Origin of the sequence: Leisingera coralii, assembly GCF_049056525.1 — a bacterium.
Taxonomy (GTDB): domain Bacteria; phylum Pseudomonadota; class Alphaproteobacteria; order Rhodobacterales; family Rhodobacteraceae; genus Leisingera; species Leisingera coralii.
This window is the reverse complement of the sequence record NZ_JBHUPT010000060.1, coordinates 46,994-71,935: the sequence shown is the minus strand read 5'-3', so window position 1 is coordinate 71,935 and position 24,942 is coordinate 46,994. Positions and strand designations below refer to the sequence as shown.

The following is a 24,942-nucleotide window of genomic DNA, read 5'->3' as shown; positions in this document are numbered from 1 at the left end:
GGAATATGTGATTCACACACTTGAATTGGAAGAGGCCAATTATATATGTGACTCACACACATTAAAGGAGCTACCGAATGACCGCCGACCTTCAGACCAGCGGCCCGGCATCGCAGCAATCCGCACCGGGCCATGATACGCGACTGATCGCAGTCGCTGCCGATGAGACCTTTGCGGGAACCTGGCCGTATCCAGCCCGCTTCAGTTCCGCTGCCGGCTATCCGTTGCACTATGTCGATGAGGGCAGCGGCCCGGAGACGCTGCTGCTTCTGCATGGCGAACCGACCTGGAGCTACCTTTACCGTGCGCAAATTGCTGAATGGTCCCGTGATGCCCGTGTGATCGCTCTCGACCATATGGGGTTTGGCAAAAGCGCCACCCCGCAGGACCGCAGCTATTGGCTGCAGGATCATATCGACAATGCGGAGCGCTTTGTTCTGGAGCAGGATCTCCGGGATGTGACCCTTGTCATGCATGACTTCGGCGGGCCGGTTGGCATGGGCCTGGCCATCCGGCACCCGGACCGGATCAAACGGATCGTTTCGGTCAATGGCCCGACACCCCTCGGGCAGCCTGATCTTTTGGACCGCTTGATAGCCAATGCCGGCGCTGCGCCCTGGTTCCAGTGGATCATGCAGGCAGAGGAAAAAGGCACCCTGGAAGCGGTGCTCGGCCACCTTGATTACAACATCCTGTCGACACTCAAGCTAAATGGCTTTGTCCGCAATGAGCTGATCACCGAAACCTGGCTGAACGCCTACCGGGCGCCGTTTCCCGCGCCTGAGTTTGCTGCGGGCGCAATCGGCTGGGCCAAAGGCTTTGCCACCGGCAAACATGCATTCGAAGAAGCAAGTGACGCCGTAATCTCCAAGCTGGCAAAGAAACCTGCTATCGCCATTTGGGGCGAAGCCGACAGGACGCTGCAGGCAGAGCATTTTCTGTCCCTGTTCCGGCAGGCGTTCCCCGGCGGCCAGGTCAGGACCTTGCCCGAAACCGGCCACTACAGCCCGGAAGACGCGCCGCAGCTGATATCAGGCTTGGTGTCCGAGTTCATCGCGGCCAGCTGAAGGGCGGACGGGCTCTCACGACGGTTGTGCGTCTGCGCCGTTCCCGGCGCAGATGCAGCAGGCAGCAGGCAGAAGGCGCGAAAACATGCGGGCGCAGGCCAGTCACAGCGCGGACAGCAATGCCCACAGTCTTCGGGTCTGCTACCAACTAGAGAATGTTCTCAGACAAGGAGTTCAGAATGCAACAAACGGCGCCGAAAGAGCAGCAGGACGAACTCCAGCTACTGAGCGATGCTGACACAAGGGCCGCGCGCTACATTGCCCGCGTGTCGGAGATGCCTGTATTTCCCGATGCCGCTGCCCTGCAGCAGCTTGCGCGGTTTGACGAACCATTGCGGGACAGCAAAGGCTCGGCGCATGAAACTCTGGCGTTGCTGGACGACTCCGGTTCGCCGGCAACGGCGGTTTCAAACGGCCCCCGGTATTTTGGCTTTGTGATCGGTGCAACGCTGCCGGCCGCCGCCGCCGCGCAGCGTCTGGCGTCGGCCTGGGATCAATGTGCTTCCTCCCAGATAAACTCGCCGGTGGCAGACAAGATTGAGAAGGTCGCAGCGAAATGGCTGCTGGAGATCTTGGACCTGCCCCGCGAAAGCGGTGTGGCGTTTGGAACCTCGGCGACCGCCAGCACGCTTGTCTGCCTTAGCGTCGCGCGGCGCGAACTGCTCAAGAAATGCGGATGGGATTTTGATGCCATGGGGTTGCAGGGGGCGCCGGACATCAAGGTCGTCGTTTCCGAGCTGGCGCATGTCACGGTTCTCAAAGCCCTGAGGATACTGGGCTTCGGCCAGGCCCGGCTGATCAAGGCGCCGGTGGACAGCGCCGGCCGTATTGACCCGGCCCGGCTTCCTGCACTGGATGGGCAGACCATTCTTTGCCTGCAGGCCGGCGAGGTGAATACGGGCAGCTTTGACCCCTTCCTGCCGCTGATCGAAAAGGCGAAACAGGCCGGTGCATGGGTGCATGTCGACGGGGCCTTTGGCCTATGGGCACGCGCCGCCCCGGCAAAGCGCGGCCTGACAAGCGGAATCAAGGGCGCGGACAGCTGGACCACTGACGGGCACAAATGGCTCAATACCCCGTATGACGGCGCTGCGGGCATCTGCCGCGACCGCGACGCAATGGCGGCGGCCATGAACAGCGACGCTGCCTATTCCACCGCATCCGCCGAGAGCCAGAAGAACCTGGGCATCGAGTTTTCCCGGAGCGCGCGCGGCGTGCCAATTTGGGCGGCACTTCGCACGCTTGGCCGCGCCGGTGTTGCGGAGATGATCGAGCGGCACTGCAGCATGGCTGCCCGTATCGCCGAGGCTCTGCCTGGGCTTGGGTTTGACCTGCTGTGCGAGCCCGTCTTGAACCAGGTCCTGTTCCGCTATGGCACCGAATCGCAGACCAAGGAGCTGCAACTGCTGGTGGAGCGCTCCGGGAAAGCGTGGTTCGGCGGCACTGTATGGAACGGCGAACCGGCGCTGCGGATCAGCGTTTCGTCCTGGCGCACCAGCGAGCAGGATATCGACATTTTGTTGAACACCCTGCAAGCAGCCCGCGACAGTTTGGACCGTACAAGCCAGTGAGGCTGCAAAATGCCAGCAGATGCTATGGAGATGAAGCCCAGCTAGTTCCAGGCGCCGGTTCTGAATTGATGTCAAGCTCGTCTCTGTAGCTGACCGCAGTTTTCTCCAATCCTCCTCGCAAAGTGAAGCGCATTGAAGGTGGAAATAGGTGCCAGCTTTTTGACACACCAAAATGCTTCACCCGCAAAACATTATGTAGTCTGCGAAGGCCGTGGAAAGCGGCGAGCCTATGCTGCCTTAAAAGCTGGCTGTACCGCCTGCTGAAGATTTCCAATTGTTCGCTACCCCGCTTTGAATAGGTCGGCTGACCTCCAGTTTGAATGTCCGCTTAGGAAGCGCCAAATTAGTGGCAGGTTGGCTGCAGCGAAGGTCTGTTCCCCGCCGGTTCCGTGGAAAAACACCCGTTCGCGGGCGCAGAAATCCGGCGCTTGAGAAGGGCGCGTGCGCCGTCCCAGTCAGGCGTTCCACGTTTGCTGCAGTACGGGAAGGATCTTGGCGAGTTTCCGGAGGGTCCGGACGGTGGCGGCGGGCAGGAATTCGTCATTTGCGCCGCATGGGCCGCGTAGCCGGAGCCTTCCCAGGCCCAGGATGCGCTTGAGGTGCGCGAAGAGCATCCCGGCCTTCTTCCTCAGCTTCATTGAGACCGCCAGGTTGCTCGCTACTGGCAGTGTCGCGAGCAACCTGGCGGGCGTCTTCATTCTCTTCGCGGTTGATCTTGCGCGCGCCGGCATCTGCCTCAATCAGGCCGGCGCCGATGGCCACGCGCTGGCCGCTGACCAGACCTTCCCAGATGCAGCGCCTGCACCGCCGGGAGGGGCGGTTTTTCGAAAACGCCGAGTGATCCGGAACCCGGTCACTCAGATCAAGCTGGCAGAACCACCGGTGCGCCAAGTTCAGATGCACCTCCTCGCAGAGCCGGCGTTCGGACCGGATGCCGAAGCAATGCCCGGCCGCGAGTATCCGGATCGGCAATTCGGGGTTAACGGACGGACGGCAAGTGTGGCTGCAGAAATCCGCCAGATAGACGCGGATGCCAGTCAGACCTGCGAAGCGGCCAATGAACCAAAGAAAGTGACCGTGCGGGACATGATCTTCCGGCGGGAACTCGTGGAAAAGTGCCGGTTGCGCTTCCTGCCCCTGTCCCATCATCGCCAATCCTCCCGCCCGAGACCGGAATTGAATCCGCGGGATGTCTCTCGATCAAGCACGAGTTTTTCAACGGAATACGCCCTTTGCAGTCCTTGATCGCCTGCCTGCTTCGCGCGAGTGCGGCACGACGCAAACCGTGTCACTCAGAAGTTCAACGCAGGGCTATGGCAGGATCGCTAAGCGGGACTTAGCTGCCATACTCCGCCCTTGCCCGTATGCCTCACCTGATGCAAACTTGTATGCGGAGGAGGGATGTCTGTTTCACCGCTGAATCTGTTGGCAAACGGACCAGCGCGGCGCCATGCCTTGGGAGGAGTGTGTCATGACATCCAAGACCGAAGGTTCCACACCACCGGACAATCTGACGCCGAAACGGCCAGCCTTGCCCAAGGTCAATAAGGTGACTGCGGGTGATATCACCGCGTCGCTGAAGGCCGGGTTTTCCGACTTTCTGGCCCGCCCCTTCCTGAGCGGCTTCTTCGGCCTTTTCTATGCAGTTTTCGGGATTCTGTTTGTTTGGTGCCTGGTCTGGCTCGGCGCGATCTGGATGATCATTCCCGCCGCTGTGGGCTTTCCGCTGGTCGCGCCTTTCGCCGCTGCCGGGCTTTATGAAATGTCCCGCCGGATGCAAAAGGGAGAGAGTTTCGGCTGGTCTGAAATCCTCACCGTCATGGCCAGTCAGCGCAAGCGCGAAATGGGCTGGATGGCCTTTGTCACCTTGTTCATTTTCTGGGTGTGGATTTACCAGGTCCGGCTTTGGCTGGCGATCACCCTTAAGAATGCATCCTTTTCGGATTTTGACGGGTTCTTGAATACCGTCTTCTTCACACCGCAGGGCTGGACCTTCCTTGCAATCGGCACCTGCGTGGGTGCGTTTCTGTCGGCTGTACTGTTCGCGGTGACCGTCGTCGCCATGCCCATGCTGCTCGACCGGGAAACCAATTTCGTTTCCGCCATGTTGATGTCCATTCGCGTCGTCACGGAAAGCCCGGTGGTCATGCTCACCTGGGCGGCTGTCATCTCGGTCACCATGCTGTTGTCGCTGGTTCCGGCGTTTCTGGGCCTGATCTTCACCCTGCCGATCCTTGGCCACACCACATGGCATCTCTATCAGCGGGCCGTGCCGCCAGCGGAGGAGTGATCTATCCAGCTTTCACCTTGAGCAGCTGCGTGCTTTTTTCGTCCGCAGGGAAGTACAGCTCAACTTTCAGGCCGTCGAGAAGCACATCCCCGGGCGTGCCGGCTTGAGCAACGGTAGCAAACAGCGATAGGCGTATATTGGACCTGTCACGGATTTGTGCCGCTCCAGGTTCTCATTTATGCGGCCTGAGCCTCGAAGGCCAAGGGGCTTTTCCAACCGAGCGCTCAGTGCCTGCGGCGCGGATTGTAGAAGCCGTTGATGTATTTGAAGATTGCCAGTTCGGCGACCCAGCGCGTTGGCCATGACCGTTGCCACAGAAACTCGGCCTTGATCGTCTTGACGAGTGCCTCGACGGCAGCGTTATCGCAGCAATTCCCGGGTCCGCTCAGTGGGCAGCTTGCCTGCGTTCTTTGCGATGAGGGCGAACCTCATTCGCTTCGCTCCGCATAGAACCGGGTGGCCTTCGCCGGGGAATTGATCCCCCGGATCAATTCCTGATCCGGCTCAGTTTAGAACGTCCCTCTCCACCCGGAGCATACGGTTCTCGTTCCGCAGCCCGGCGGTCTTACGTTCGAGACCGGATCGGCGGGCTGGCTTCTTGGGGGAGCGCCTGCCTTGCCGTATCCAGCGGTTCAGTGTCGAGAAGCCAATCCCGAAGTCAGCGGCCGCCTGCTTACGCGGCGGCCCACTGGTCAATGCTACGCGAACAACTTCTGCCCGAAATTCCTCGCTCGGTCGTGATGCGATCTGTGTTATCCTTTGCGGCACGATACGTGGTCAAAGGAGCGGCACAAACCCGCGACAGGTCCAATTAGGACGCTCACGCTGCGTGAGCGGCGAACGGCGGCTACGTCCCGCATTGCCGTCATTCAGTCCTTTGCTATGCTCCACGATGCACTAAGGACCGCTATGACGGGCTGCACCGCTGCATCGCAATAGGCCGTTGGAGGTCGGTTTACTGACAGAAATGCCAGTTATTGACGGTGGAGTGATGACTGATTTCCAAGGCTGGAAGCGGCTTCACGGCCGCAGCGAATGAACTCTTTTCGCCGATATCGTTCTCTGCCCGTTGTTTCCTGGATATAGTATCGGAAGAACTAAGCGGTAGAACATAACGTTCTGAGGACATTATGAGCGCCGCCCATCGGCTTCGTGCCAGAATGGCTGGCAATGCCCTGTGCAATGAAAACATACTTCAGCATCAACATGCCTGCCTGGAAATTTGTCCGCAACACATTGGTTGTCAGTTGCGCAGGCCTGTTTCCGCTATTGCTGCTCTATATCGCCCTCACACCGGGCTTCGGGGCATTGTTATTGGGAAGTGGGCCCGCGTTCAGCCGGTTTCTGCGGCAGGTCGTGACAAATGGATTACCTGTTGTATTTGCCGTGAACTACGTGAGCTTCTTTCTCTTTGCCGTAAGTACCGCCAAACAGCGTGAAGGAGCCGTGCCGACACGTATCCTCCTGATCGACCTGCCTGCAAGAGTCGTCATTTTCGTCCTGGTGCATGGGGTAATCTATTTCGTCTCGGCTGACTGGTTCGGCTCATTCGGAGGGGATCACTGGCAGGCGTTGCAGGTGGTTGGGCCGACACTTGTTCGATCGGCCTTTTTTGAGAACATTTCCGGTGTTTACCTTTACGCGACGCTGTTCAGCGCCTTGCCCCTATACGCGACAGTGATCGACAGCAGTCTTGAAAGGTGCTCCGGGCGATGGGAATGGTTGCGCGGTCTGGTATACAAGCTGCCGGGCAAGCTCGGGCCGATCCTGCTTGCGCTGGCTTTCTTCGGCATATTCACGCTGGCATTGACGGGTACCGCAGCGGTGATCATGAAACTGCAATCAGTTTGGATCTGAAACACGCGGATCCTTCAGCACATGGGTTGCGGAGTGGGTTTTAGTAGTGGCGGGCGGTAATGCGGCGGTCGCTAGTGCTGCTGTGCGTATCAGGACCGGTTGATCAATTTTAACAGCAGTCTGATTTCGTTTCGAAAAGCACACTCGAAGTTGTCATTTGCGTTTCCCCGCCTGAGATGCTTCGGCGGGATCAGTTGTCGGGCCATCACAGGCTTGGCCTCATCCACATGCGGTGTTGCAACATCAGAGTGGACTTTGGGGCGGCAGATGTTTGTTGCATATGTGAACACCGTGCATGACGAGTGATCCGTACCGGGTTATCCGAACTCAGCTTGAGGAAGCCAGCTGTTCCTACCCGTTTAACACATGCTCCCCGGCCAGCCGGCCGAAGACCGATCCGCTGATCAATCCGGTTCCGCCGGGATAGTTGAAATAGAAGATGCCGCCGACCAGTTCGCCTGCCGCAAACAGGCCGGGGATCGGCGCGAGGTCGTTGTCCAGGACCTGCGCGCTGTCCGGATCGATCCTGAGACCGCCGAAGGTGAAGGTGATGCCGCAGCCCACCTGGTAGGCTTCAAACGGTCCTTCGTCGATGGTGTTAGCCCAGTTGGATTTCGGCACCGCCAGCCCTCGCGTGCCACGGCCGTCCTTGACGTTCGGATCAAACGGCGTGCCGGTGTCCACTGCGGCGTTATAGGCGCGGATTTCATCGAGAAAGCCTTGCGGATCCACGCCTTCCAGCTTCTGGGCAAGCGCCTCAAGCGTGGGGGCGGTTACCTTCGTCACCCGCTTGATGCGGTATTCGTCGCGCAACAGGTGGGTGACCTTGGCATCAAAAACCTGCCAGGCGAACTGGTCCGGCTGGTCCAGGATCACGCGGCCGTATTTGGCATAGGTGTAGTTGCGGAAATCGGCCCCCTCGTCGGCAAAGCGGCGCCCGGTGGCGTTGACCATCACCCCCCAGGGGTAGGAATGCTTCTGGAAGCCGTCGCCCACATCCAGGTCGCCGAACTCCGGCGCATTGTAGTCCCAGCCGACCGCGTGGCAGCCCGACCAGTTGCCATAGGTGGAGGCGCCGGCCGCCATTGCCATTTTGATCCCTTCACCGGTGTTGAAGCGGGAGCCGCGCACCCGGGCCATCTCCCAGCCGGGGCCGAGGTAGCGGGTGCGCATTTCCGGGCTGGCCTGGAAGCCGCCCGAGGCAATCACCACGGACTTTGAGTGTAGATCCTGAAGGTCGCCCTTGTGACGGACCTTGACGCCAGTCACGGCATAGCCGTCGGTCAAAATCTCCACTGCGCGGGTTTCATAGCGGATTTCCACACCGCTGGCTTTGGCGATTTCGGTGTGGGCATCCACCAGGCCGGGGCCGCCGCCCCAAGCCTCAAGCGTCAGCCCGCCCCAGAATTTGAACCGCCCATCGACCTTGAACGCCTGCCGGCCGTAGATCGGCATGAAGCGGATGCCCTTGCCGCGCATCCAGTGCATGGTGTCGCGCGAGGTGGTCACCAGCCGCTCGCACAGGGCCGGATCGGTGCGGAAGCGGGTGACTCGGAACATATCGTCGAAGAACTGCCCCTCGGTATAGGTGCCGAAATCGGTGATGGCGATCTGCTCTTCCGAAAGGTCCGGGCAGAGCGCGCGGATATCGTCCGCGCCGCCATAGGCGAAGCGTATGGCGCCCGCGGTATAGCGCGAGTTACCGCCGTTTTCCGCCTCGGGCGCGCATTCCAGCATCAGCACGGTTGCTCCCTTTTCCCGCGCGGCATGGGCGGCACAGAACGCGGCGTTGCCGGCCCCGATGATGATCGTGTCCCAGGTTGTCATGGGCTCACTCCTTTGCCGGCGCTGTGAACAGATCCTTGCGCAGCGTCATCAGCGCGCCGGGGTCGATCCTGGCCTGAATGATGGTGGTCTCATTGCTGGCAATCGCCGCTTCCAGGGCCGGGCCCATCTTGCCGGGGCCATCCACCCAGATGCCCTTGCCGCCGCAAAGCTCGGCGAATTTGTCATAGCGCGGCGAGGTGATTTCAGCGCCCAGCAGGCGCCCGCCATAGAATTCCTGCTGATAAGCCTTCTCGGCCCCCCAAGCCTGGTTGTCGAGCACGATCACCACAATCGGCAGCTTGTGCTGAATGGCGGTCTGGATTTCGATCATAGTGTAGCCGATGGCTCCGTCGCCCATCACTGCCACAACCGGGCGGTCCGGGCTGGCGGCCTTGGCGCCGATGGCTGCGGCCAGGCCAAAGCCCACGAGACCGAAATCCAGCGGGGTGATCAGGCTCATCGGCTCATGATGCGCCAGCCGGTCGGCGGCCTGCAGGCAGGTGTTGCCGGTGTCCAGGGTGACAATCGCGTTTTCTGGCAATGCCGCGCGGATCTCTGCCAGTGCCCGGCGCGGGTGCATCGGCAGGGTGGCGATCTGCGCTTCCTCCGCGCGTTCAGCGGCAAGGGTTTCCATGTCGGCCTTGAACGCTGCCCGCCATGCGTCCGCCAAGGGTTTCGAGGCCGCTGCGGCCAGCGCCTTGGCCGTCAGCCGGGCATCGGCCTGCACCGCGATCTCGGCCGGGAAGTAGCGGCCCACGGCGGAGCCGTCGATGTCCACATGGGCGATGCGGGTGTCGGCGCCAACATAGTCGTTGCTGTGGAAGGTGGAGTTGAACCCCAGCCGCGCGCCCAGCACCACCATCACGTCGGCCTCTTTTGTGAGGCGGCTGGCCACCCGGTTGCCCCGCGGCCCCGCCTGGCCTGCAAACCACGGATGGCTGTGGCGCATCACATCGGCGTGGCCGGTCGAGGCCACCACCGGCACCTCCAGCGTCTCTGCCAGAGCGGTCAGGGCATCGCGCCCCTTGCCCCATTTGAACCCGCCGCCGGCAAAGATCACCGGGCGTTTTGCATTTGAGAGCATTGCAGCGATGGCGGTGATGTCTTCTGGTGCCGCAGGCCCCGGGCGTGCGATGTTCACCGGCTTCGGGCCGATAGCAGGGACTTCGGCGGCAAACAGGTCGCGCGGCACATGCAAAACCACCGGCCCGCGGCGGCCCGAGTTGGCCAGCCGGATTGCATCCTCCAGCATCGGCGCCAGCCGCGCAGGATCGGTGACCATGACAGAACGTTTCGAGATCGGCGCAAACAGCGCCACTTGGTCGACCTCCTGGAAGGTGTCCTTGCCCTGGTCGGCGCGGGTGATGGCGCCGGCGATTACCACCAGCGGCGAATAGGCCAGCTGCGCCTCAGCCACCGCCGTCACGATATTGACCACACCGGGACCGGCCTGCGCCCCCAGCACCACACCGGGTTTGCCGGTCATCCGTGCCCAGGAGTCCGCCATATGGCCCGCTGCGCGTTCATCCCGGGCACCGACATAGGCGATTTCGCCGCCCTGATACATCGCGTCATAGAGTTCCAGCATCGAGCCGCCCAGCAGGCCGAACACGGTATCGATGCCATTGGCTTTCAAAACGCGGTAGACGGCCTCGCCGCCGTTGATCGTGGTCATGGTCTCAATCCTCGGATCGGGGCCGCAGGTTCTGCGGGTCAAACAGAGCGTCCGGGTGGACAGTCACGGGGTATTCCTGGTTCAGGATCTGCACGCTGAGGCCTTTGCGCGGGGTGCCTTTGCGGACAAACAGCCAGCCCAGAGATTTGCCAACCGTATAACCGAATCCGCCCGAAGTGGTCAGGCCGACCGGATTGCCCGCCAGCAGCACTGGCTCGCCGCCGTGGATGTCGATCCCGTCTGCGTGGAGTTCGGCGTAGAACAGCTCCCAGCCTGGATCACGCGCCAGCAAAGCCTCCTTGCCCAGGAAGTCCCGGCCCTCCGCCGCCACAAACCGCTCCAGCCCTACGTCGAGCGGCCCGACATCGGTGGTCAGTTCGCCTGATGCACGGTAGGCCTTCTCCATCCGCATCCCGTTGAAGGCATAGGAGCCTAGATCGGTCAGCCCGTGCTTCTCCCCGGCGGCAAACAGCGCGTCATAGAGTTCGCCGGTATGCTCCAGCGGCGCGTGCAGTTCCCAGCCAAGCTCTCCCACGAAGGAAACGCGCAGGGCGTAACAGGGAATGTCCGCCACGGTAATCTCCTGCCCGGACAGCCAAGGGAAGGCTTGGTTCGCAAGGTCCTTCTCAGTCAGCTCCGCCAGGATCCGGCGCGAGGCCGGGCCGGAGAGTGCCAGCATCCCCCAGTCCTGGGTCCGATTGATCATCTGCACGTCTTCGCCATCGCGGATGTGCGACTTGATCCAGTCGAAATCCGGGTTGGCGCGGGCGATGGGCGAGCCGGTGAAATAGCGGTCCCCAGCAATGCGCCAGATGGTGATCTCGGTCTCGAACCGGCCTTTCTCTGTCAGCAGATGATTGAGGCTGATCCGCCCGTCGCGGGACGGGATCCTGTTGGCCGACAGCCGGTCCAGGAGCGCACCCGCGTCCTTGCCGGTGATCTCGAACTGGGCAAAGGCGCAGAGGTCGATGACGCCCGCCGCCGCCCGCGTCGCCTTGGCCTCCGCCATTGCGTTGGCGTGCCAGGGCTGGTGGCCCCAGCCGATCTGTTCCACCTCGCCAACCTCGCCGAAATACCGCGGCCGCTCCCAGCCTGAGACCTCGCCGAACACCGCGCCTTTGGCGGCCAGCCGGCCATAAAGCGGGTGGCGGTTCAGCGGCCGCAGGCTCTTGAACTGCTTGCCGGGGCAGGGGGTGTCATGGCGGCGCATGAACTCATCCTTGGTGCGCTCCACTATGAAATGATCCGACGCGAAATTGCCATAGCGGCGGGGATCAAACCCGCGGGTGTTGATCTCCGCTGCGCCATGGACCATCCAGTCCGCCAGCACCTTGCCCGCGCCGCCGCCCCAGGCGAGGCCGATGGAGGAGCCGCAGGACAGCCAGACATTTGGCGCACCGCTTGGGCCCACCAGCATACCGCCATCCGGTGTATGAGTAATCGCTCCGCGCACCACGCGTTTGATGCCCAGATTGGCCAGCACCGGCATCTTGCCGAAGGCCACCATCAGGAAGTCGCCAATCGAGTCGTAATCCGCCTCGAACAACTCATTCTCCGCGGCCCAGGGCGCGCCTTCCGGCATCTCCCAGACCGTGGGGCAGACATGGCCCTCGTAGATGCCGATGAGGCCGGATTTCTGTTCTTGGCGGATATAGCCTCCATAGGCGTTGTCGCGCATCACCGGCAGCTCGGGGCGATCAAGGAACTCGGGCACCGTGTCTGTCACCAGATAGTGGTGAAGACAGGAAACAGACGGGATCTTTAGCCCGAACCACTCACCCACCTGGTTGGAATAGGAGCCCGCAGCAATCACCACATGCTCGGCCAGCACATCACCCTTTGCCGTGCGCAGGAGCCACATACCGCCTTTGCGGGAGGCTCCCAGAACCTGGTTGCGGCGCTCTATTTTTGCCCCCCGTGCGCGGGTCGCAGCGGCCAGCGCCATGGTAACGGAGGATGGGTCGATATGGCCGTCCTCATAGGTGCGCACCGCTGCCTTGACGCCGTCCACCTTGTAGAAGGGATTCACCCGGGCGACCTCTTCCGGGCCGGCCAGATCCATCGGCAAATCCAGCAGCTTGCCGACGCCCATGATCGACTTCATCCAGTCGACCTCATCATCCGTGGTGGCGATACGGAAGCCGCCAACTTCATGCCAGCCGATAGATTGGCCGGTTTCCTTCTCGACCCGCTTGTAGGTCTCGATCGAGGTCTTGTTGATCCAGCCCATCAGGCGCGAGCCCACCGCATGGGCAATTTGCCCCGCCGCGTGCCAGGTGGAGCCGGAAGTAAGCTCCGCCTTTTCAAACAGGATCGTATCCGTCCAGCCGTTCTCGGCCAGCTGGAATTGGGCGGCAACCCCCATGATACCGCCGCCGATGATGGCAACCTGTGTGGTGCGGATGGTGTCAGTCATGGGCAAAGGCCTCTTTCGCGGGTTTCAGTGACGCCTTTGCGGCAAAGCGAGTGCATGCGATTTCGACTTCGAAACCGCTCACAGTCTTTCCTTCTAGCAGTGCAGAGGACAGTTCCCGGCCGCGGGTGGGGGTGAAGCCCCCGCCCGGGGGGGCGGCCGGGGGCTGTCCAGTGGTAACGCCGGACGGAAGGTCAATCATCGCCAGCGCAACCGAACGGCCATAGCGGTAGCTCCAGGCGGCCGAGGTGATCTGGCCCACAACCTGGCCGCCGTAGAAAACTGGCTCATCATGGATCGGGATCGCCTCCGGGTCGTCGAACAGGATCGAGACAATCCGGCGTTCCGGGATATGGTCCTGCAGCGCATCCTCGCCGACGAAGCCGGTGCCAAAGGCGCAGAATTCCCCCAGGCCGGCCTCTGGCGGTGTGGTGCCGGGGCCCAGCTCATGACTGAAAGCGCGAAAACCGCTTTCGATCCTGAGCGATCCGCTGGCGTAAAGCCCTGCGTGGGTCGTGCCCGCGGCCACCAGCGCCTCATAGGCCGCCATCGCCATTTCGGCGGGTATATAGAGTTCATAACCTTCCTCGCCAGTATAGCTCAGCCGCCCGGCCCAGCCGCGGGCCAAGCCGACCTCGACCGGCGCGAACTGGAAGCGCTTCAAGTCCGGCACCGGCGCATTTGACGTTGCCTGCAGCACCTCACGGGCCTTTGCTCCGGCCAGGCCGAGGATCGCAAAGCCGCTGGTCACATCTGTGAATTCCACCCGGAATGCGCCTTTGGTCTCGCGCATCCGCTTCAGGCCGCGCACCACCTCGCCGGCGCCGGTGATCATCAGATAGGTCTCCAGCCCGTGCCGCTGCACGGTGATGTCGCTCTCCACACCGCCCTTGCGGTTCAGGATCTGGCTATAGGCGATGCGGCCTTCAGGAATGTCCATCTGCGCGGCGCAGAGGTGGTTGAGGAAGGCACAGGAATCCGGCCCCTGAACCATGATCTTGCCAAAGGCGCTCTGGTCCAGGATTGCGGCACCGTTGCGGCAGGCTTCCACCTCGCGGCCCACCTGCTCGCGCCATTTGGGCGCACCGAAGGTGAGCGGCAGATGCGCCTCCTTGCCGCCAAAGTGGACGGCGCGCTCCCAGCCGCCGCGAGACTCAAAGCGTGCGCCTGCCGCCTCCAGCCCGGCATGTATGGGGGAACGCCGCTGACCGCGCGCGGTTTCCATCGAGCGGCCGGGGTAGGGGTTGTCGTAGTGGCGGCCCAGCACTTCAGGGATGCGGGCCTCCAGCGCGCCCAGCACGTTCATCTCAGGGCTGAAGCGGCGGATATCGGCCTCGTTCAGCTCCATCGTCGGCTCGCCCGCAATGATCCATTCCGCCATTGCCTTGCCTGCTCCGCCCGCCAGCGCGATGCCGGTGGAGTTCATGCCGCCCATCAGGAACAGGCCCGGCACCTCGGGGCTTTCACCGAGCATGAACTGGCTGTCGAGGGTGAAGCTTTCAGGCCCATTGAGGAGCATCCGCACCTCGGCCTTCTTCAGCACCGGGATGCGGCGCAGAGCATTTTCCATCATCGGTATGAAGTGATCCCAGTCCTCGTCCAAGAGGTCGAAGGAGAAATCCTTGGGCAGCCGGTCCAGCGGCAGGCCCTTGGCATGAGGTTCGAAACAGCCGACCAGCAGCCCCTCCACATCGTCGCGGGCATAGAGGAAGGCATCCTGGTCGTTCAGCGTCGGCAGATGGGCGCCTTTGCCCAGGGCCTGCACCTCTTCCAAAGGCTTGGTCAGGATGTAGAAATGCTCGCAGGCATATAGCGGCATGTGGGCGCCCGCCATCGCCGCCACTTCGCGGGACCATAGGCCGCAGGCGATGACTACTTCATCCGCCTCGATCACATGACCGCCAATCTCAACGCCGGCAATCCTCCTGCCTTTCCTCCGCAGGCCGGTTACGGCAGTATCCTCGAAGATCCGCACACCCCGCGCCCGCGCGCCCTTGGACAGCGCCAGCGCCACATCCGAGGGATTCACCCGCCCGTCTGCTGGCGACCAGACCGCGCCGATCACGTCATCGGTCTCGATCAGCGGCCACAGCTCCTTGGCGCGGGCGGCATCCACCACCTCGGCCTCCAAGCCAAAGGCACGGCCCAGCGAGACCTGACGCTTGATATTGGTCAACCGGTCCGGGTTGGTGGCCAAAGTCAGCGAACCGGTCTGGGTCCAGCCGGTGGCCTGACCCGTTTCGACCTCCAGCTCACCATAGAGATCTATCGAATAATTGATCAGCTTGGTCAGCGTCGCCGAGGGCCGCAGTCTGCGCACCAGCCCTGCGGCGTGCCAAGTGGTGCCGCTGGTCAGCTTGGAGCGTTCCAGCAAAACGATGTCCTTCCGGCCCTCACGGGCGAGGTGATAGGCGATAGAGCAGCCAATGACGCCGCCGCCGATGATGACGGTGCGGGCATGGGAAGGCAGGGTCATTGCAGCACTCCGTCCTGAACAAGTGCGGCAAACACCGCATCGAAGGCATCCAGCGCTTCGTCGATCAATTCCGGAGTGTGCGCCGCCGAGGTCACGCAGGAAGTATGGCTCATCAAATCGACACCGCGCGCCAGCAGGCCGCCGCGCAGGCCAGCCACCAATCCAGGCGGCACGCTGCGGATCTCAGCCGGGCTCAGCCCCGCCGGATCTGCTGCGCCGAACAGCAGGTGACAGGTTGAACTCTCCCCGTATGCGCACCCCGTAATGCCGTGCCGCGCCATCAGGGCAATAAGGCCGCCGCGCAGCCGCTCTGCCATGGTATCGGCCTGCGCCTGGGCCTCCCCAGTGGCCAGAAGCGGCATCGCGGCACAGGCGGCCGCGGAAATCAGGGGGGAGCCGTTGAAAGTTCCCTTGTGGCTGACCGGCGGCGACAGCCCGTCCCGCACGGCAGCGTTGTTCATCAGCTCCATGATGTCCGCCCGGCCGCAGACGGCGCCGCCCGGCAGGCCGCCAGTCACGATCTTTGCCAGCGTCGTCAGGTCCGGCACGATACCGTCACGCGCCTGCCGCCCGCCAGGCGACCAGCGGAAGCCGGTGATGATCTCGTCAAAGATCAGCACCGCACCCGCGGTGCGGGCCACGTCATGCAAGGCGCGCAGGGTAGCAGAGGGCAGCGGCACGGAGCCGTAGTTGGCCCCGGATGCCTCGATAATCACGGTTCCGATGCTCTCGTCCCGCAGGGCTTCCTTCATTGCCTGCGCGTCGGCGGCACAGACCTCGATCAAATCGTTCACCACACCGGGAACACCCAGCGATGCTGTGCGCTTGCTGCCGGCTTTGGCGCCCTTGAGTGCGTGATCGTGCCAGCCGTGATAGTGGCCGTCGATCCTGAGCACCTTGTCCTTGCCGGCCCAGGCGCGGCCCAGGCGCATTGCCAGCATCGTCGCCTCGCTGCCGGAAGCTGTGAAGCGGGTGCGCTCAGCGCAGGGCAACAGCCGGTTGACCCATTCCGCCCATTCGATCTCGGCCTCGTGGCAGTCGGCGCTGAATACCGCGCGCTCAGCCTGCTTTTTCAGCGCCTCGACAACCGCGGGGTGGCCGTGGCCCAGCATCTGGCTGGCCGAGCCCATCTTGAAGTCGATGTAGCGGCGTCCCTCCACATCCCATTTCTCGGCGCCTGCGGCGCGTTCGATGCAGATTGGGTGCGGGTCGCGGTAGCGCAGCTCGTGGCTTACGCCGCCGGGCAGCGCCGCACGGGCGCGAATGCTTAGTTCCATGTTGCACATGCGGGCCTGCCGATCTGTTCGCGGGTGAGCCGGATGTCGAATGCCGCGCGCAGCGCGCGGTCCGTTTCATCGCTGATATGCTGCGGAAAGTGTGCTGCCAGAATCTCACGGGCCTTATCCTGCGCCGTCGCGCCGACCGGCCGGGCGCCATCTTCCTGCCATTCGCGCGGGGATCGGCGGTCGCCGATGTGCGGGTAGAAGTAATCGGATTTCATCCGCTCAAAGGTGTGCTGCTCGCCCAGATAGTGGCCTTCGCCTCGGCACACCTGGGCAATGACATCGGCGGCGATGTTGTCCGGCGTGGCTTCGACCCCGCGGATCGTGCGCAGGATGTTGCCCAGCAGGTCATTGTCGCTGACGTAGGCCGCATGGCTGACGCCCAGCAGGCTCGCCTGCATGCCGGCCGCCTGGGTGACGATGTTGGACCCAGCATGGGCGACCATCGCCACGGCCAGCGATTTCTCGGCGCCATATTGCGCGTCCAGGCATTTGGAATCGGTGATCCCCGCAATGGAGGAAACCGGCAGGCCGAAGTGCCGCCCCATCTGCGCCGCGCCCGCCATCAGGATTGCCTGCTCGCCGCCGCCGCCGCACATCGACCCGGTGCGCAGATCGGCCACCAGCGGCTTGGGGGCAAAGATCGCCTTGGCCTCCGGGTCCGCCAGCCGGGCAAAAACCAGCCCGGCCAGCGTTTCGGCGACCGCCTGCACCAGGGATCCGGCGATTGTGGCCGGGCTGGTCGCCCCGGCCTGGCCTGCGCTGATCAGCTGCACCGGGAAGCCCGCCTTGATCGCGGCCTCCAGCACCTCGCAGGCCTCCTCGGCAAAGCGCATCGGCGGCACTACGTGGCAGACCATCACCGTCAGGAAGGGCCGCGCGCGGAACGCTGCCTCGCTGCCAGCGATGCGGTAGCAGAGATCCGCGATTGCAGGCACGTTTTCCGGGGCGCTGATCGAGATCGAGACATGCTTGGACGTACCCATCAGGCAGGCATAGGCGGTGTTCAGATCCATCGCCGCATTGTCCTCGACATCGCGGGCCACAACCGAGCGGCTGAAGTGGTGGATATTCTCCATCCTGTCGACAATCCGCGCTGCATCGTACAGGTCCGCCAGCGTCGAGTCGCGATAGGCGCCCGTATCGAGATCGAACACTCCCGGTGCCGCCCCGCCGGTCGACATATGCACCCGCGCGCCGGAGATCAGCAGATCGTGTTCAGGCTGCTGGCCGCACAGCATAAAATCCCGCTGTGCGCCCTCCACGGCCCATCGCACCAGCGCCCGCGGGAACAACAGCCTTTGGTCCGTGGTCAGCTGCCCGCCTGCGGTGCAGACCTTTTCGATCATGGATGGAATGGCCTGGCTCAGCCCCAGCGTTTCCAGAAGCGACAGCGCGGTCTCCTCGACCAGCGTAACCTCCTCAGGCGCAAGCGGTTTCAGCCGTCCGCCTTCGACCCCGGGCCACACCGGCCTGACGCTGCCAGCCTCGCTGTCCGCACTAAGCCGCTCCCTGCGCCCGCGCCTTCGGTTTCCGGATGCCGCCATCTCATGAGTCCAGCTAAGTTTTCCTGAACGATGATGCTGGAATTTCCTATTTACAAATGGTCATTGCTCAGTAACTGATGAGTTCAGTTCATCTATGGAAGCAGCATGCTGCCGTCTCTCTCCGCTTTACGTGCCTTCGAAGCCGCTGCCAGAACGGGCAGCTTCCGCGCTGCGGCTGAGAATCTGTCCGTGACCCCCACCGCCATCAGCCACCATATCCGCGGCCTGGAGGAGCAACTCGGCGTCGAGCTGTTCAAACGGTCCGGGCGCGAGGTGGTGCTGACGGAAGACGGGCAGCGGCTGGCGGAAACGGCGCTGCAGGCCTTTGGTATGCTGGAAGATGCCGTCCGCGCCCTGAAGCGCACCTCCCGCAAAACTGTGCGTCTTGCCGCCGGCCCGATTTTCACGGCCCGCTGGCTGATGCCGCGGATCAGCGATTTCTGGGAACAGCACCCGGGACTCGAACTGGAGGTGGTGCCAACTTATCAGCCGGGCGCGCAAAACCGAGAAAACCTGGATATCGTGATCCGCTGGGAACGCTTGTCCGGAATGCCCGAAGGGGCAGTCAAACTGCTTGAGCTGAGCCCGGTGGCGATTGCTTCAAAAGAATTCCTCAACCGGTTCGGTCCTGTGAAAACGCCTGCAGATCTACTGCAGCTACCGCTGCTGCATCAGAGGAACCACTGGGGCTGGCTGGACTGGTTTTCGGCAATGAATGTTCGGGTTCCGGGCACCTTGCGCGGCCCCGTGTTTGAGGATGCCAATGTTCTGTTGCGCGGCGCTGCAGAAGGCCAGGGCTTGATCGTCGGATGGCTGCCGTTGATTGACCAGGATCTGGCCGAAGGCAGAGTGGTGCGCCTTTTCGACGAAGATATCACCCCGACCCATGGGTATTTCATAGAAGTGCGCAATAGCAGCCACACGCGCCGCCAAACACGGCTCGCCATTGAATGGCTAACAGCCCAAAACACCCAAATTGACGTTGGTCGCTACTGAAAACAGTCCGGGCTCCTTTGTCTCGGCCTAATTCGCTTTTCTGGAACGAATTGGCGAACGCCCGAAGCCTGTCTCTCCCCAAAAACATAAACCAAAATAAGTCGTACGGCGGACTTCAATCGCTATCGGACGATGGCTGTTTGGTCCCGCTGTGCCGGCCTTGCCGAGGCCTCTGCTTACGCAAATGCAGCGAATGTCTCCTTCGACGGGTCACGGTACAGCATCTCATATTCAATGCAGCGGGCCGGCTAGGGGCGACCGGTGCATTCAGTCCGGAGACCCGGCCTGCAAGTTCCAATCCGCGCGATCTGCATAAAGTTGCCGTTACCTGTGCGCTTTCGTACGATTACACAATTGCGGAGAGGACAGGTAGGAAGCGGCGGCTGCCTGCTCTCGCAGCCAAAACTAACTCCTCAAAAATATAAAGGGCTTCAGGAGGCGCGCTTGGGGTCTTTCCTGCGTTTTGGGCCTATCACTCCCGCCGCTAGACGCAGCAGCCCGGCCAGATCGCCAAATAGCCCAATGGTTAGAAAACCATCCTCCGGGATCAGGCCTATCTCGGACAGGATGCTGCGGATGATCGTGACAGTTTCGCTCTTGGTGGCAGGGTCGTTCAGCGCGGTGGAAAGATCGGCGACCTGCTCCCGGTAACTCAGCTCAAAAATTATTTCCTCTTGCGGGAAGCTAGAACTCCAGACTCCTGTATAATTTCAGAGACTTGGTGTTCCTTCCGGTAAGCCATGACATGGACGCCGGAAACACCGGCAATGTCACGCATCTGCTGGATGAGCTCCACACAGATTTTCTTGCCTTCTTGCCCGGGTTTTTCGGCTTTCTCCATACGGTCTATAACCGCATCCGGAATATGGATCCCCGGTACATTCGAGCGCATCCACCGTGCCGCTCGCGCTGAAGCCAGCGGGCCGACACCGGCAAGGATGTAGACCTTCTTGTCCAATCCCAGGTCCCGCACCCGTGCCATGAACTTCTCGAACAGGGGCACGTCGTAAATGTAGTTGGTCTGGATGTATTCAGCCCCGGCTTCTACCTTCTTGGCCAGCCGCTCCGGGCGCCAGTCATAGGGCGGAATGCAGGGGTTCTCAGCCGCTCCAAGAAACAGCTGCGGCGGATTGGTGATGGTGCGCCCGGACAGGAACTTACGCTCGTCCCGCATGGTCCTGATGGTGCGCAGCAGCGACAGTGAATCAAAATCAAAAACTGGCTTTGCTCCCGGCTGGTCCCCCACTCCGACACCATCACCCGTCAGGCACAGAACATTACTGACCCCCATGGCTGCCGCACCCAGCACATCCCCCTGAATGGCGATACGGTTCCGGTCCCGGCAGGAGATCTGATAAACCGGGGAATAACCCGCCCGAGTCAGCAGCGCGCTGATCCCGATGGAGGACATATGGCAATTCGCACCCGAGGCATCCGTGGCATTGATGGCGTCGGCAACCTCCCCGAGCGGGCGTGCGGCATCATAGACGTCCGCAGGGTCAGCGCTGTCGGGCGGGTTCAGCTCTGCGGTAATTGCGAAGCGGCCGGAGCGCAGCACCCGTTCCAGCCGGCTGTGCGAAACGTGGCCCTCGGGAGGAGCTGAATAGGACTGAGGCAAAGTGTGGTCCATCATTTCATCCCTTTCTGAGCCTTGGCTGGCTCCTCCGCGAGCGGCGCAGCAGAGGGCTCGTTCCTGCGGGCATCAGGAAAGGCGTCCGCAATCGCCGTGCGGCGTTTTTCCCGGGCTTCACGCAGATGAGCGGCTTTCTCGCGGCTCACCCGCAACCAGGACGATGAGCCTTCAAGGTTGCGCTCCACCGGCGGCAGCACAGTTGAAATCTGCGCCCCTCCCTTCATCCGCGACGCACCGTCCCAGGCCAGCGCCCAAACGCATTTCATTTCCGGTTTGACTTCGCAAAATCCGCCTGGCCTCACGCCGCCGCAGGGGCCATTGCGCAGCTGTTTGGGGCAATTCATCGGGCAGGACATGCCGGTTGACGACAACACGCACTGCCCGCACATCTTGCAATCGAACAGTACGGTCTTGACGCATTTCTCCACAAAGGCGATGGGGCGCTCGACCCGGTCATACCCGATTTTTCTCAGGATCGGGTCCAGAGCAATCATGACCTGCTCCACGCGCTTGTAAATCCACTCAAAGCTGCGCGAATGACGAATAGCAAACAGGCGAATCCGGTACATCGGGCTTCCCTTTCTCCAGGCACTTAGAAGATCTTATTCATTTCCTGCGGCTGAATAGAACTTGAAATAGTCTCCGCGCCCGCAGTCTCCATGTTCTTTCCTGTCTCTGGACGGCCCGCACCCGGCGGACATTCGGGTTGCGTCCTGATCAGCGCCGTTGTTTCTGACGGATCCGACCAGTAGGCGCTTCGGCTTGGCGTTCTCGTCCTCCAGCGCCCTTAGCCGCGCGGCCTCCGACACCTCCATGCCGCCATACTTGGACTTCAGCTTGTAGAATGTTGCTGGGCTGAGCCCGTGCCTGCGGCACACCTCCGCCGTTAGTATGCCTGCCTCTTGCTCCTTGATCATCCCGATGATCTGCGCCTCGGTAAAACGGCTCTTCCGCATTCGTCTGCTCCTTAAGGGTTAGGCAGACTCTACATCATGGTGAGGGATTTCGCGGGGGGCAGGTCACAGGCAAAAGACGCTGAACGCCAGCCTGCTGTATCGGGGCGGCACCGGACCGCTCAACCTCCTGAGGGATAGCACTGGGCATCAGATCCGAAGGTGAAGGAGACTGGAACGCGCGCAAGCATGGCGGCCCCAAACGCCGCATCTGGCGCAAAATGGACATCAGGGCCTGTGAAAACGCTGGAGGTTCGGGCTGTGGAGGCCACCAGCCGCAGTGCCGGGGATGCGCTCATGCTGCCTGGACTTCCCGGCCGGATCCCGACCGGCCAGGAGATCGGCCCGGTCACCGCCGACGGGATAACGGCGCGCAAGAGTGCCAACCCCTGGAAATCCGCAAGCGCCGGAGCCCCTCTCGGCAGAATTCTTTCAGAAATCACCTGCCGGGCAATGATTGCCGAAACGAGGCCGTACGGGGCTCACGGCACCTGGGGCGTTCACCGTGGCGGCGACTGACCGGATACCATCGCCGGAGCCGCGCCGGGACCGGGATGAACTGCCTGAAACAATTGGGCCAGGCGTTGATGGCGCGGGATTTCGAACGCCCGGCCGCGGAAATCCAAATCCGCGCCGCCGCGCTCAATCGCTGCACCGCTCTGGGCATCCCTGTTACAGAAACCACAGGATAAACCCGTCCGGGGAAAGGGGGAGTTCGACACTCAACCGATTTGTGCAACAAGGCCCGTCAGAGGCAGATCGGCGCCGCTCACACATTGCAAGGAGCGCGAAATGCTAGCTGCCTAGAGCCGTTGCAAACTTGGCGCATTGCGACGCCGGTAATGCAGGAGCCACCCACTCCGTCCGCTCTGCGAGGAGGTGCATCTGAAACTGGACTGCCGTTGTTTCTGCCGTCTCGACCTGACCGACCCGGTGCTGGATCATTCGGCCTTTTCCAAGAACCTTCATGGCTGGAGCCTCAATCCGCCCCGCAGGAGCAAGATGTTGCTTCCCGGTTTTTGTTGATGATTGTATTGGGACGCCAACCCCTTGTAGCGAAAGGCTCTGATGCATGGGCAAGTTCAGCCTTGATGCGACTGATATCCGCATCCTCAGCGCAGTCCAGAAGCACGGCCAGCTGAGCAAAACCAAGCTGGCGGAGATCGTCAACTTGTCGCCGACGCCCTGCTGGGCCCGCCTTACCAGGTTGAAAGCGGCCGGCTTTATCCGCGGTTATCACGCGGACATCGCGCTTGACCGCGTGTGCGATTTCACCCAGGTCGTCGTGACCGTCTCTCTCACACATCACCGCAAGTCCGATTTCGATCGCTTTGAGGCGCATATCCAGAAGCTGGACGAGGTCACGGAATGCATCGCCACAGGCGGCGGCATGGACTACGTCCTGAAATTCTTCACCCCAAGCCTGGCAGCCTTTCAGGAGCTGATGGAAACCCTGCTGGCGGCCGAACTGGGGATTGACCGCTACATGACCTACATCGTGACGCGCAATGTCAAATCAGCCCAGCCGAATATTGCCGGGCTGGCTGCCAGAACCGGCAAATGACCCAGGCCGACTGAACGGGCTGCAAGGCGCCCGACAACAGTCCGTTTGGTCTGCCCGGGGCTTGTTTTCAGTCCGCTCTCAGCCTGCATGCAGGGCTAATCCTTCACCCAGTTCAAACAGTCCGCGGCTGATCGGGCCGGCGGCGCAAAGGGTGAAAGACATGATGCAATCAGACGGCTTCGGGTTCGGCACACAGATCCGCAAATCCCCGTATTTCGACGCCACTGTCCGCTGGGGCGCCAAGGGGTTCTCGGTGTACAACCACATGTACATCCCGCGTGACTTCGGGGATCCGGAGCAGAACTTCTGGAACCTCGTGAATGACGCGATCCTGTGCGACGTGGCGGTCGAGCGCCAGGTGGAAATCACCGGCCCGGATGCGGCGAAATTCGTGCAGATGCTGACCCCGCGCGACCTGTCGAAAATGGCCGTTGGCCAGTGCAAATACATCCTGATTACCAATGCCGACGGCGGCATCCTGAACGACCCGATCCTGCTGCGGCTGGCGGAAAACCACTTCTGGATCTCGCTGGCAGACAGCGACATCCTGCTGTGGGCGCAGGGCGTGGCGGTGCATTCGGGTATGGATGTCACCATCGGCGAGCCCGATGTTTCTCCGCTGCAGCTGCAGGGGCCGAAATCGGGCGAGATCATGAAAGCCATGTTCGGCGACAGCATCCTGGACCTGAAATACTACTGGCTGCGCGAAGTCGAGCTGGACGGCATCCCGCTGATCGTGTCGCGCACCGGCTGGTCCAGCGAGCTGGGCTATGAGCTGTACCTGCAGGACGGGTCGCGCGGCGATGAGCTGTGGGAAAAAATCATGGCGGCGGGCAAACCCTTTGGCCTGCAGCCGGGCCACACCTCCTCGATCCGGCGGATCGAAGGCGGCATGCTGTCCTATCACGCCGATGCCGATATCCACACCAATCCGTTCGAGGTGGGGCTCGGCCGCCTGATCGGCCTGGATATGGAAGCTGACTTCATCGGCAAGGAAGCTCTGCGCCGTATCAAGGAAGTAGGGATCAGCCGCAAGCAGGTCGGCCTGGTCATCGATTGCCCCCCGCTCAAAGGCCCCAACACCACTTTCTGGGCGATCACTAAAAATGGCGGCACCGTCGGCAAGGTGACTTCGGCCGTCTACTCGCCGCGGCTTGAGAAAAACATCGCGCTGGCGATGGTCTCGGTAGGGAGTTCGGAACTGGGCACCGAAGTCGAAGTGATGACCGCGAGCGGCCCTGCACAGGCCACGATTGTCGAAATCCCCTTCTACGATCCTAAGAAATCGCTTGCAGCAAGCTAATAGCCAGAACGAGGACTTACGGAAATGTCGGATATTTCGATCGATCTCCACTGGCACCGCATTGAGCCCGAGCTCAGGCCGGGCGCCTACACGGCCGAGCACACCGTTCAGCTCAACAACGGCTACGACGTGCAAGTGGACGCCGCTCCCGATTATGGCGGCGATCCCAGCTGCACCAACCCCGAGCAGGCGCTCGCCTCGGCGCTGTCGAGCTGCCACATGCTGACCTTTCTTGCTCTGGCCGCCAAGGCCGGCTGGCCGGTGGCCAGCTACCATGATCACGTGGTGGCGCATCTGGGCAAGAACCCGAAGGGCAAAATGTCGGTGAACCGCTTGGATATGCACCCGGTGGTGCGTTTCGACACCGGCTTTCAGGTCAATGATGCGGATCTGGCACAGATGCAGGACCGGGCGCACCGGTACTGTTTCATCGCCAATACGCTGGCTGACTTCGTCGAGATCAACATTCACTGACCCTCAAAACAGG

Annotated in this window: 17 protein-coding genes and 5 pseudogenes; 10 read left to right on the top strand and 12 right to left on the bottom strand. The window is 62.0% G+C overall.

Going from position 1 to position 24,942, the window contains the following annotated elements; all coding sequences use genetic code 11:
- The first annotated feature begins 77 nt into the window (after positions 1-77).
- Positions 78-1,067 (top strand): alpha/beta fold hydrolase, encoded by a 990-nt coding sequence (locus tag ACFMBG_RS18340; protein ID WP_421056139.1) that lies wholly within the window; start codon positions 78-80, stop codon positions 1,065-1,067.
- A gap of 179 nt (positions 1,068-1,246) precedes the next feature.
- The gene (locus ACFMBG_RS18335) at positions 1,247-2,638 is read left to right on the top strand and encodes a pyridoxal phosphate-dependent decarboxylase family protein (protein ID WP_421056138.1); all 1,392 of its coding nucleotides are present in this window, start codon (positions 1,247-1,249) and stop codon (positions 2,636-2,638) included.
- A 663-nt stretch (positions 2,639-3,301) separates the two neighbouring features.
- Here ACFMBG_RS18335 and ACFMBG_RS18330 read toward each other — a convergent pair.
- Positions 3,302-3,787, bottom strand: a pseudogene (locus tag ACFMBG_RS18330) (transposase); the annotation flags it as partial.
- A 322-nt stretch (positions 3,788-4,109) separates the two neighbouring features.
- On the opposite strand from ACFMBG_RS18330, the gene ACFMBG_RS18325 reads away from it, so the two are divergent.
- Complete coding sequence (locus tag ACFMBG_RS18325; protein WP_421056137.1) at positions 4,110-4,928, top strand: DUF2189 domain-containing protein; 819 nt, start codon at positions 4,110-4,112, stop codon at positions 4,926-4,928.
- A gap of 224 nt (positions 4,929-5,152) precedes the next feature.
- Here ACFMBG_RS18325 and ACFMBG_RS18320 read toward each other — a convergent pair.
- Positions 5,153-5,317: pseudogene (locus ACFMBG_RS18320) on the bottom strand (IS3 family transposase); the annotation flags it as partial.
- 115 nt (positions 5,318-5,432) lie between these two features.
- Entirely contained in the window at positions 5,433-5,696 is a 264-nt protein-coding gene (locus ACFMBG_RS18315) for a transposase (protein ID WP_421056136.1), read from the bottom strand.
- A gap of 414 nt (positions 5,697-6,110) precedes the next feature.
- Here ACFMBG_RS18315 and ACFMBG_RS18310 point away from each other — a divergent pair, with 414 nt between their 5' ends.
- A complete protein-coding gene (locus ACFMBG_RS18310) occupies positions 6,111-6,785 on the top strand; it encodes a hypothetical protein (RefSeq protein ID WP_421056135.1) in 675 nt (224 codons plus the stop codon).
- A gap of 351 nt (positions 6,786-7,136) precedes the next feature.
- On the opposite strand, the gene tcuA is transcribed toward ACFMBG_RS18310, so the two are convergent.
- Genes tcuA through ACFMBG_RS18280 form a run of 6 tightly spaced genes read right to left on the bottom strand, consistent with a single transcriptional unit; the run spans position 7,137 to position 18,006 of the window.
- Positions 7,137-8,612, bottom strand: coding sequence for an FAD-dependent tricarballylate dehydrogenase TcuA (tcuA, locus tag ACFMBG_RS18305; RefSeq protein WP_421056134.1), 1,476 nt, complete (start codon positions 8,610-8,612; stop codon positions 7,137-7,139).
- Positions 8,613-8,616: 4 nt separating this feature from the next.
- Positions 8,617-10,287: a thiamine pyrophosphate-binding protein gene (locus ACFMBG_RS18300; protein WP_421056133.1), complete on the bottom strand. Its 1,671-nt coding sequence runs from the start codon at positions 10,285-10,287 to the stop codon at positions 8,617-8,619.
- Between the two features lie 4 nt (positions 10,288-10,291).
- Positions 10,292-12,703, bottom strand: coding sequence for an FAD-dependent oxidoreductase (locus ACFMBG_RS18295; RefSeq protein WP_421056132.1), 2,412 nt, complete (start codon positions 12,701-12,703; stop codon positions 10,292-10,294).
- Positions 12,696-15,176, bottom strand: coding sequence for an FAD-dependent oxidoreductase (locus ACFMBG_RS18290; protein WP_421056131.1), 2,481 nt, complete (start codon positions 15,174-15,176; stop codon positions 12,696-12,698). The genes ACFMBG_RS18295 and ACFMBG_RS18290 overlap by 8 nt, the downstream gene beginning before the upstream one ends.
- Entirely contained in the window at positions 15,173-16,453 is a 1,281-nt protein-coding gene (locus ACFMBG_RS18285) for an aspartate aminotransferase family protein (protein ID WP_421056130.1), read from the bottom strand. Before ACFMBG_RS18285 ends, ACFMBG_RS18290 begins: the two co-directional genes overlap by 4 nt.
- Positions 16,444-18,006, bottom strand: a complete 1,563-nt coding sequence (locus ACFMBG_RS18280) for a trimethylamine methyltransferase family protein (protein WP_421056129.1) — start codon at positions 18,004-18,006, stop codon at positions 16,444-16,446. The genes ACFMBG_RS18285 and ACFMBG_RS18280 overlap by 10 nt, the downstream gene beginning before the upstream one ends.
- A gap of 105 nt (positions 18,007-18,111) precedes the next feature.
- Between ACFMBG_RS18280 and ACFMBG_RS18275 the strand changes: the two genes are divergently transcribed.
- Complete coding sequence (locus ACFMBG_RS18275; RefSeq protein ID WP_421056128.1) at positions 18,112-19,002, top strand: LysR substrate-binding domain-containing protein; 891 nt, start codon at positions 18,112-18,114, stop codon at positions 19,000-19,002.
- 664 nt (positions 19,003-19,666) lie between these two features.
- On the opposite strand, the gene ACFMBG_RS18270 is transcribed toward ACFMBG_RS18275, so the two are convergent.
- The 3 genes and pseudogenes from ACFMBG_RS18270 to ACFMBG_RS18260 form a co-directional block, all read right to left on the bottom strand.
- The gene (locus ACFMBG_RS18270; protein WP_421056127.1) at positions 19,667-20,632 is read right to left on the bottom strand and encodes a methylenetetrahydrofolate reductase; all 966 of its coding nucleotides are present in this window, start codon (positions 20,630-20,632) and stop codon (positions 19,667-19,669) included.
- Complete coding sequence (locus tag ACFMBG_RS18265; protein ID WP_421056126.1) at positions 20,632-21,204, bottom strand: methylenetetrahydrofolate reductase C-terminal domain-containing protein; 573 nt, start codon at positions 21,202-21,204, stop codon at positions 20,632-20,634. The genes ACFMBG_RS18270 and ACFMBG_RS18265 overlap by 1 nt, the downstream gene beginning before the upstream one ends.
- A gap of 156 nt (positions 21,205-21,360) precedes the next feature.
- Positions 21,361-21,591, bottom strand: a pseudogene (locus ACFMBG_RS18260) (transposase); the annotation flags it as partial.
- Positions 21,592-21,658: 67 nt separating this feature from the next.
- Here ACFMBG_RS18260 and ACFMBG_RS18255 point away from each other — a divergent pair.
- The 5 genes and pseudogenes from ACFMBG_RS18255 to ACFMBG_RS18235 all read left to right on the top strand — a co-directional run.
- Positions 21,659-22,280: pseudogene (locus ACFMBG_RS18255) on the top strand (transposase); the annotation flags it as partial.
- Positions 22,281-22,461: 181 nt separating this feature from the next.
- Positions 22,462-22,614, top strand: a pseudogene (locus ACFMBG_RS18250) (hypothetical protein); the annotation flags it as partial.
- Between the two features lie 46 nt (positions 22,615-22,660).
- Positions 22,661-23,152 (top strand): Lrp/AsnC family transcriptional regulator, encoded by a 492-nt coding sequence (locus tag ACFMBG_RS18245; protein WP_421056125.1) that lies wholly within the window; start codon positions 22,661-22,663, stop codon positions 23,150-23,152.
- A 160-nt stretch (positions 23,153-23,312) separates the two neighbouring features.
- Positions 23,313-24,455: a glycine cleavage T C-terminal barrel domain-containing protein gene (locus ACFMBG_RS18240; RefSeq protein WP_421056124.1), complete on the top strand. Its 1,143-nt coding sequence runs from the start codon at positions 23,313-23,315 to the stop codon at positions 24,453-24,455.
- A 24-nt stretch (positions 24,456-24,479) separates the two neighbouring features.
- Positions 24,480-24,929 carry an OsmC family protein gene (locus ACFMBG_RS18235; protein WP_421056123.1) on the top strand — a complete coding sequence of 150 codons (450 nt, stop codon included), beginning with the start codon at positions 24,480-24,482 and terminating at the stop codon, positions 24,927-24,929.
- The last annotated feature ends 13 nt before the right edge of the window (positions 24,930-24,942 follow it).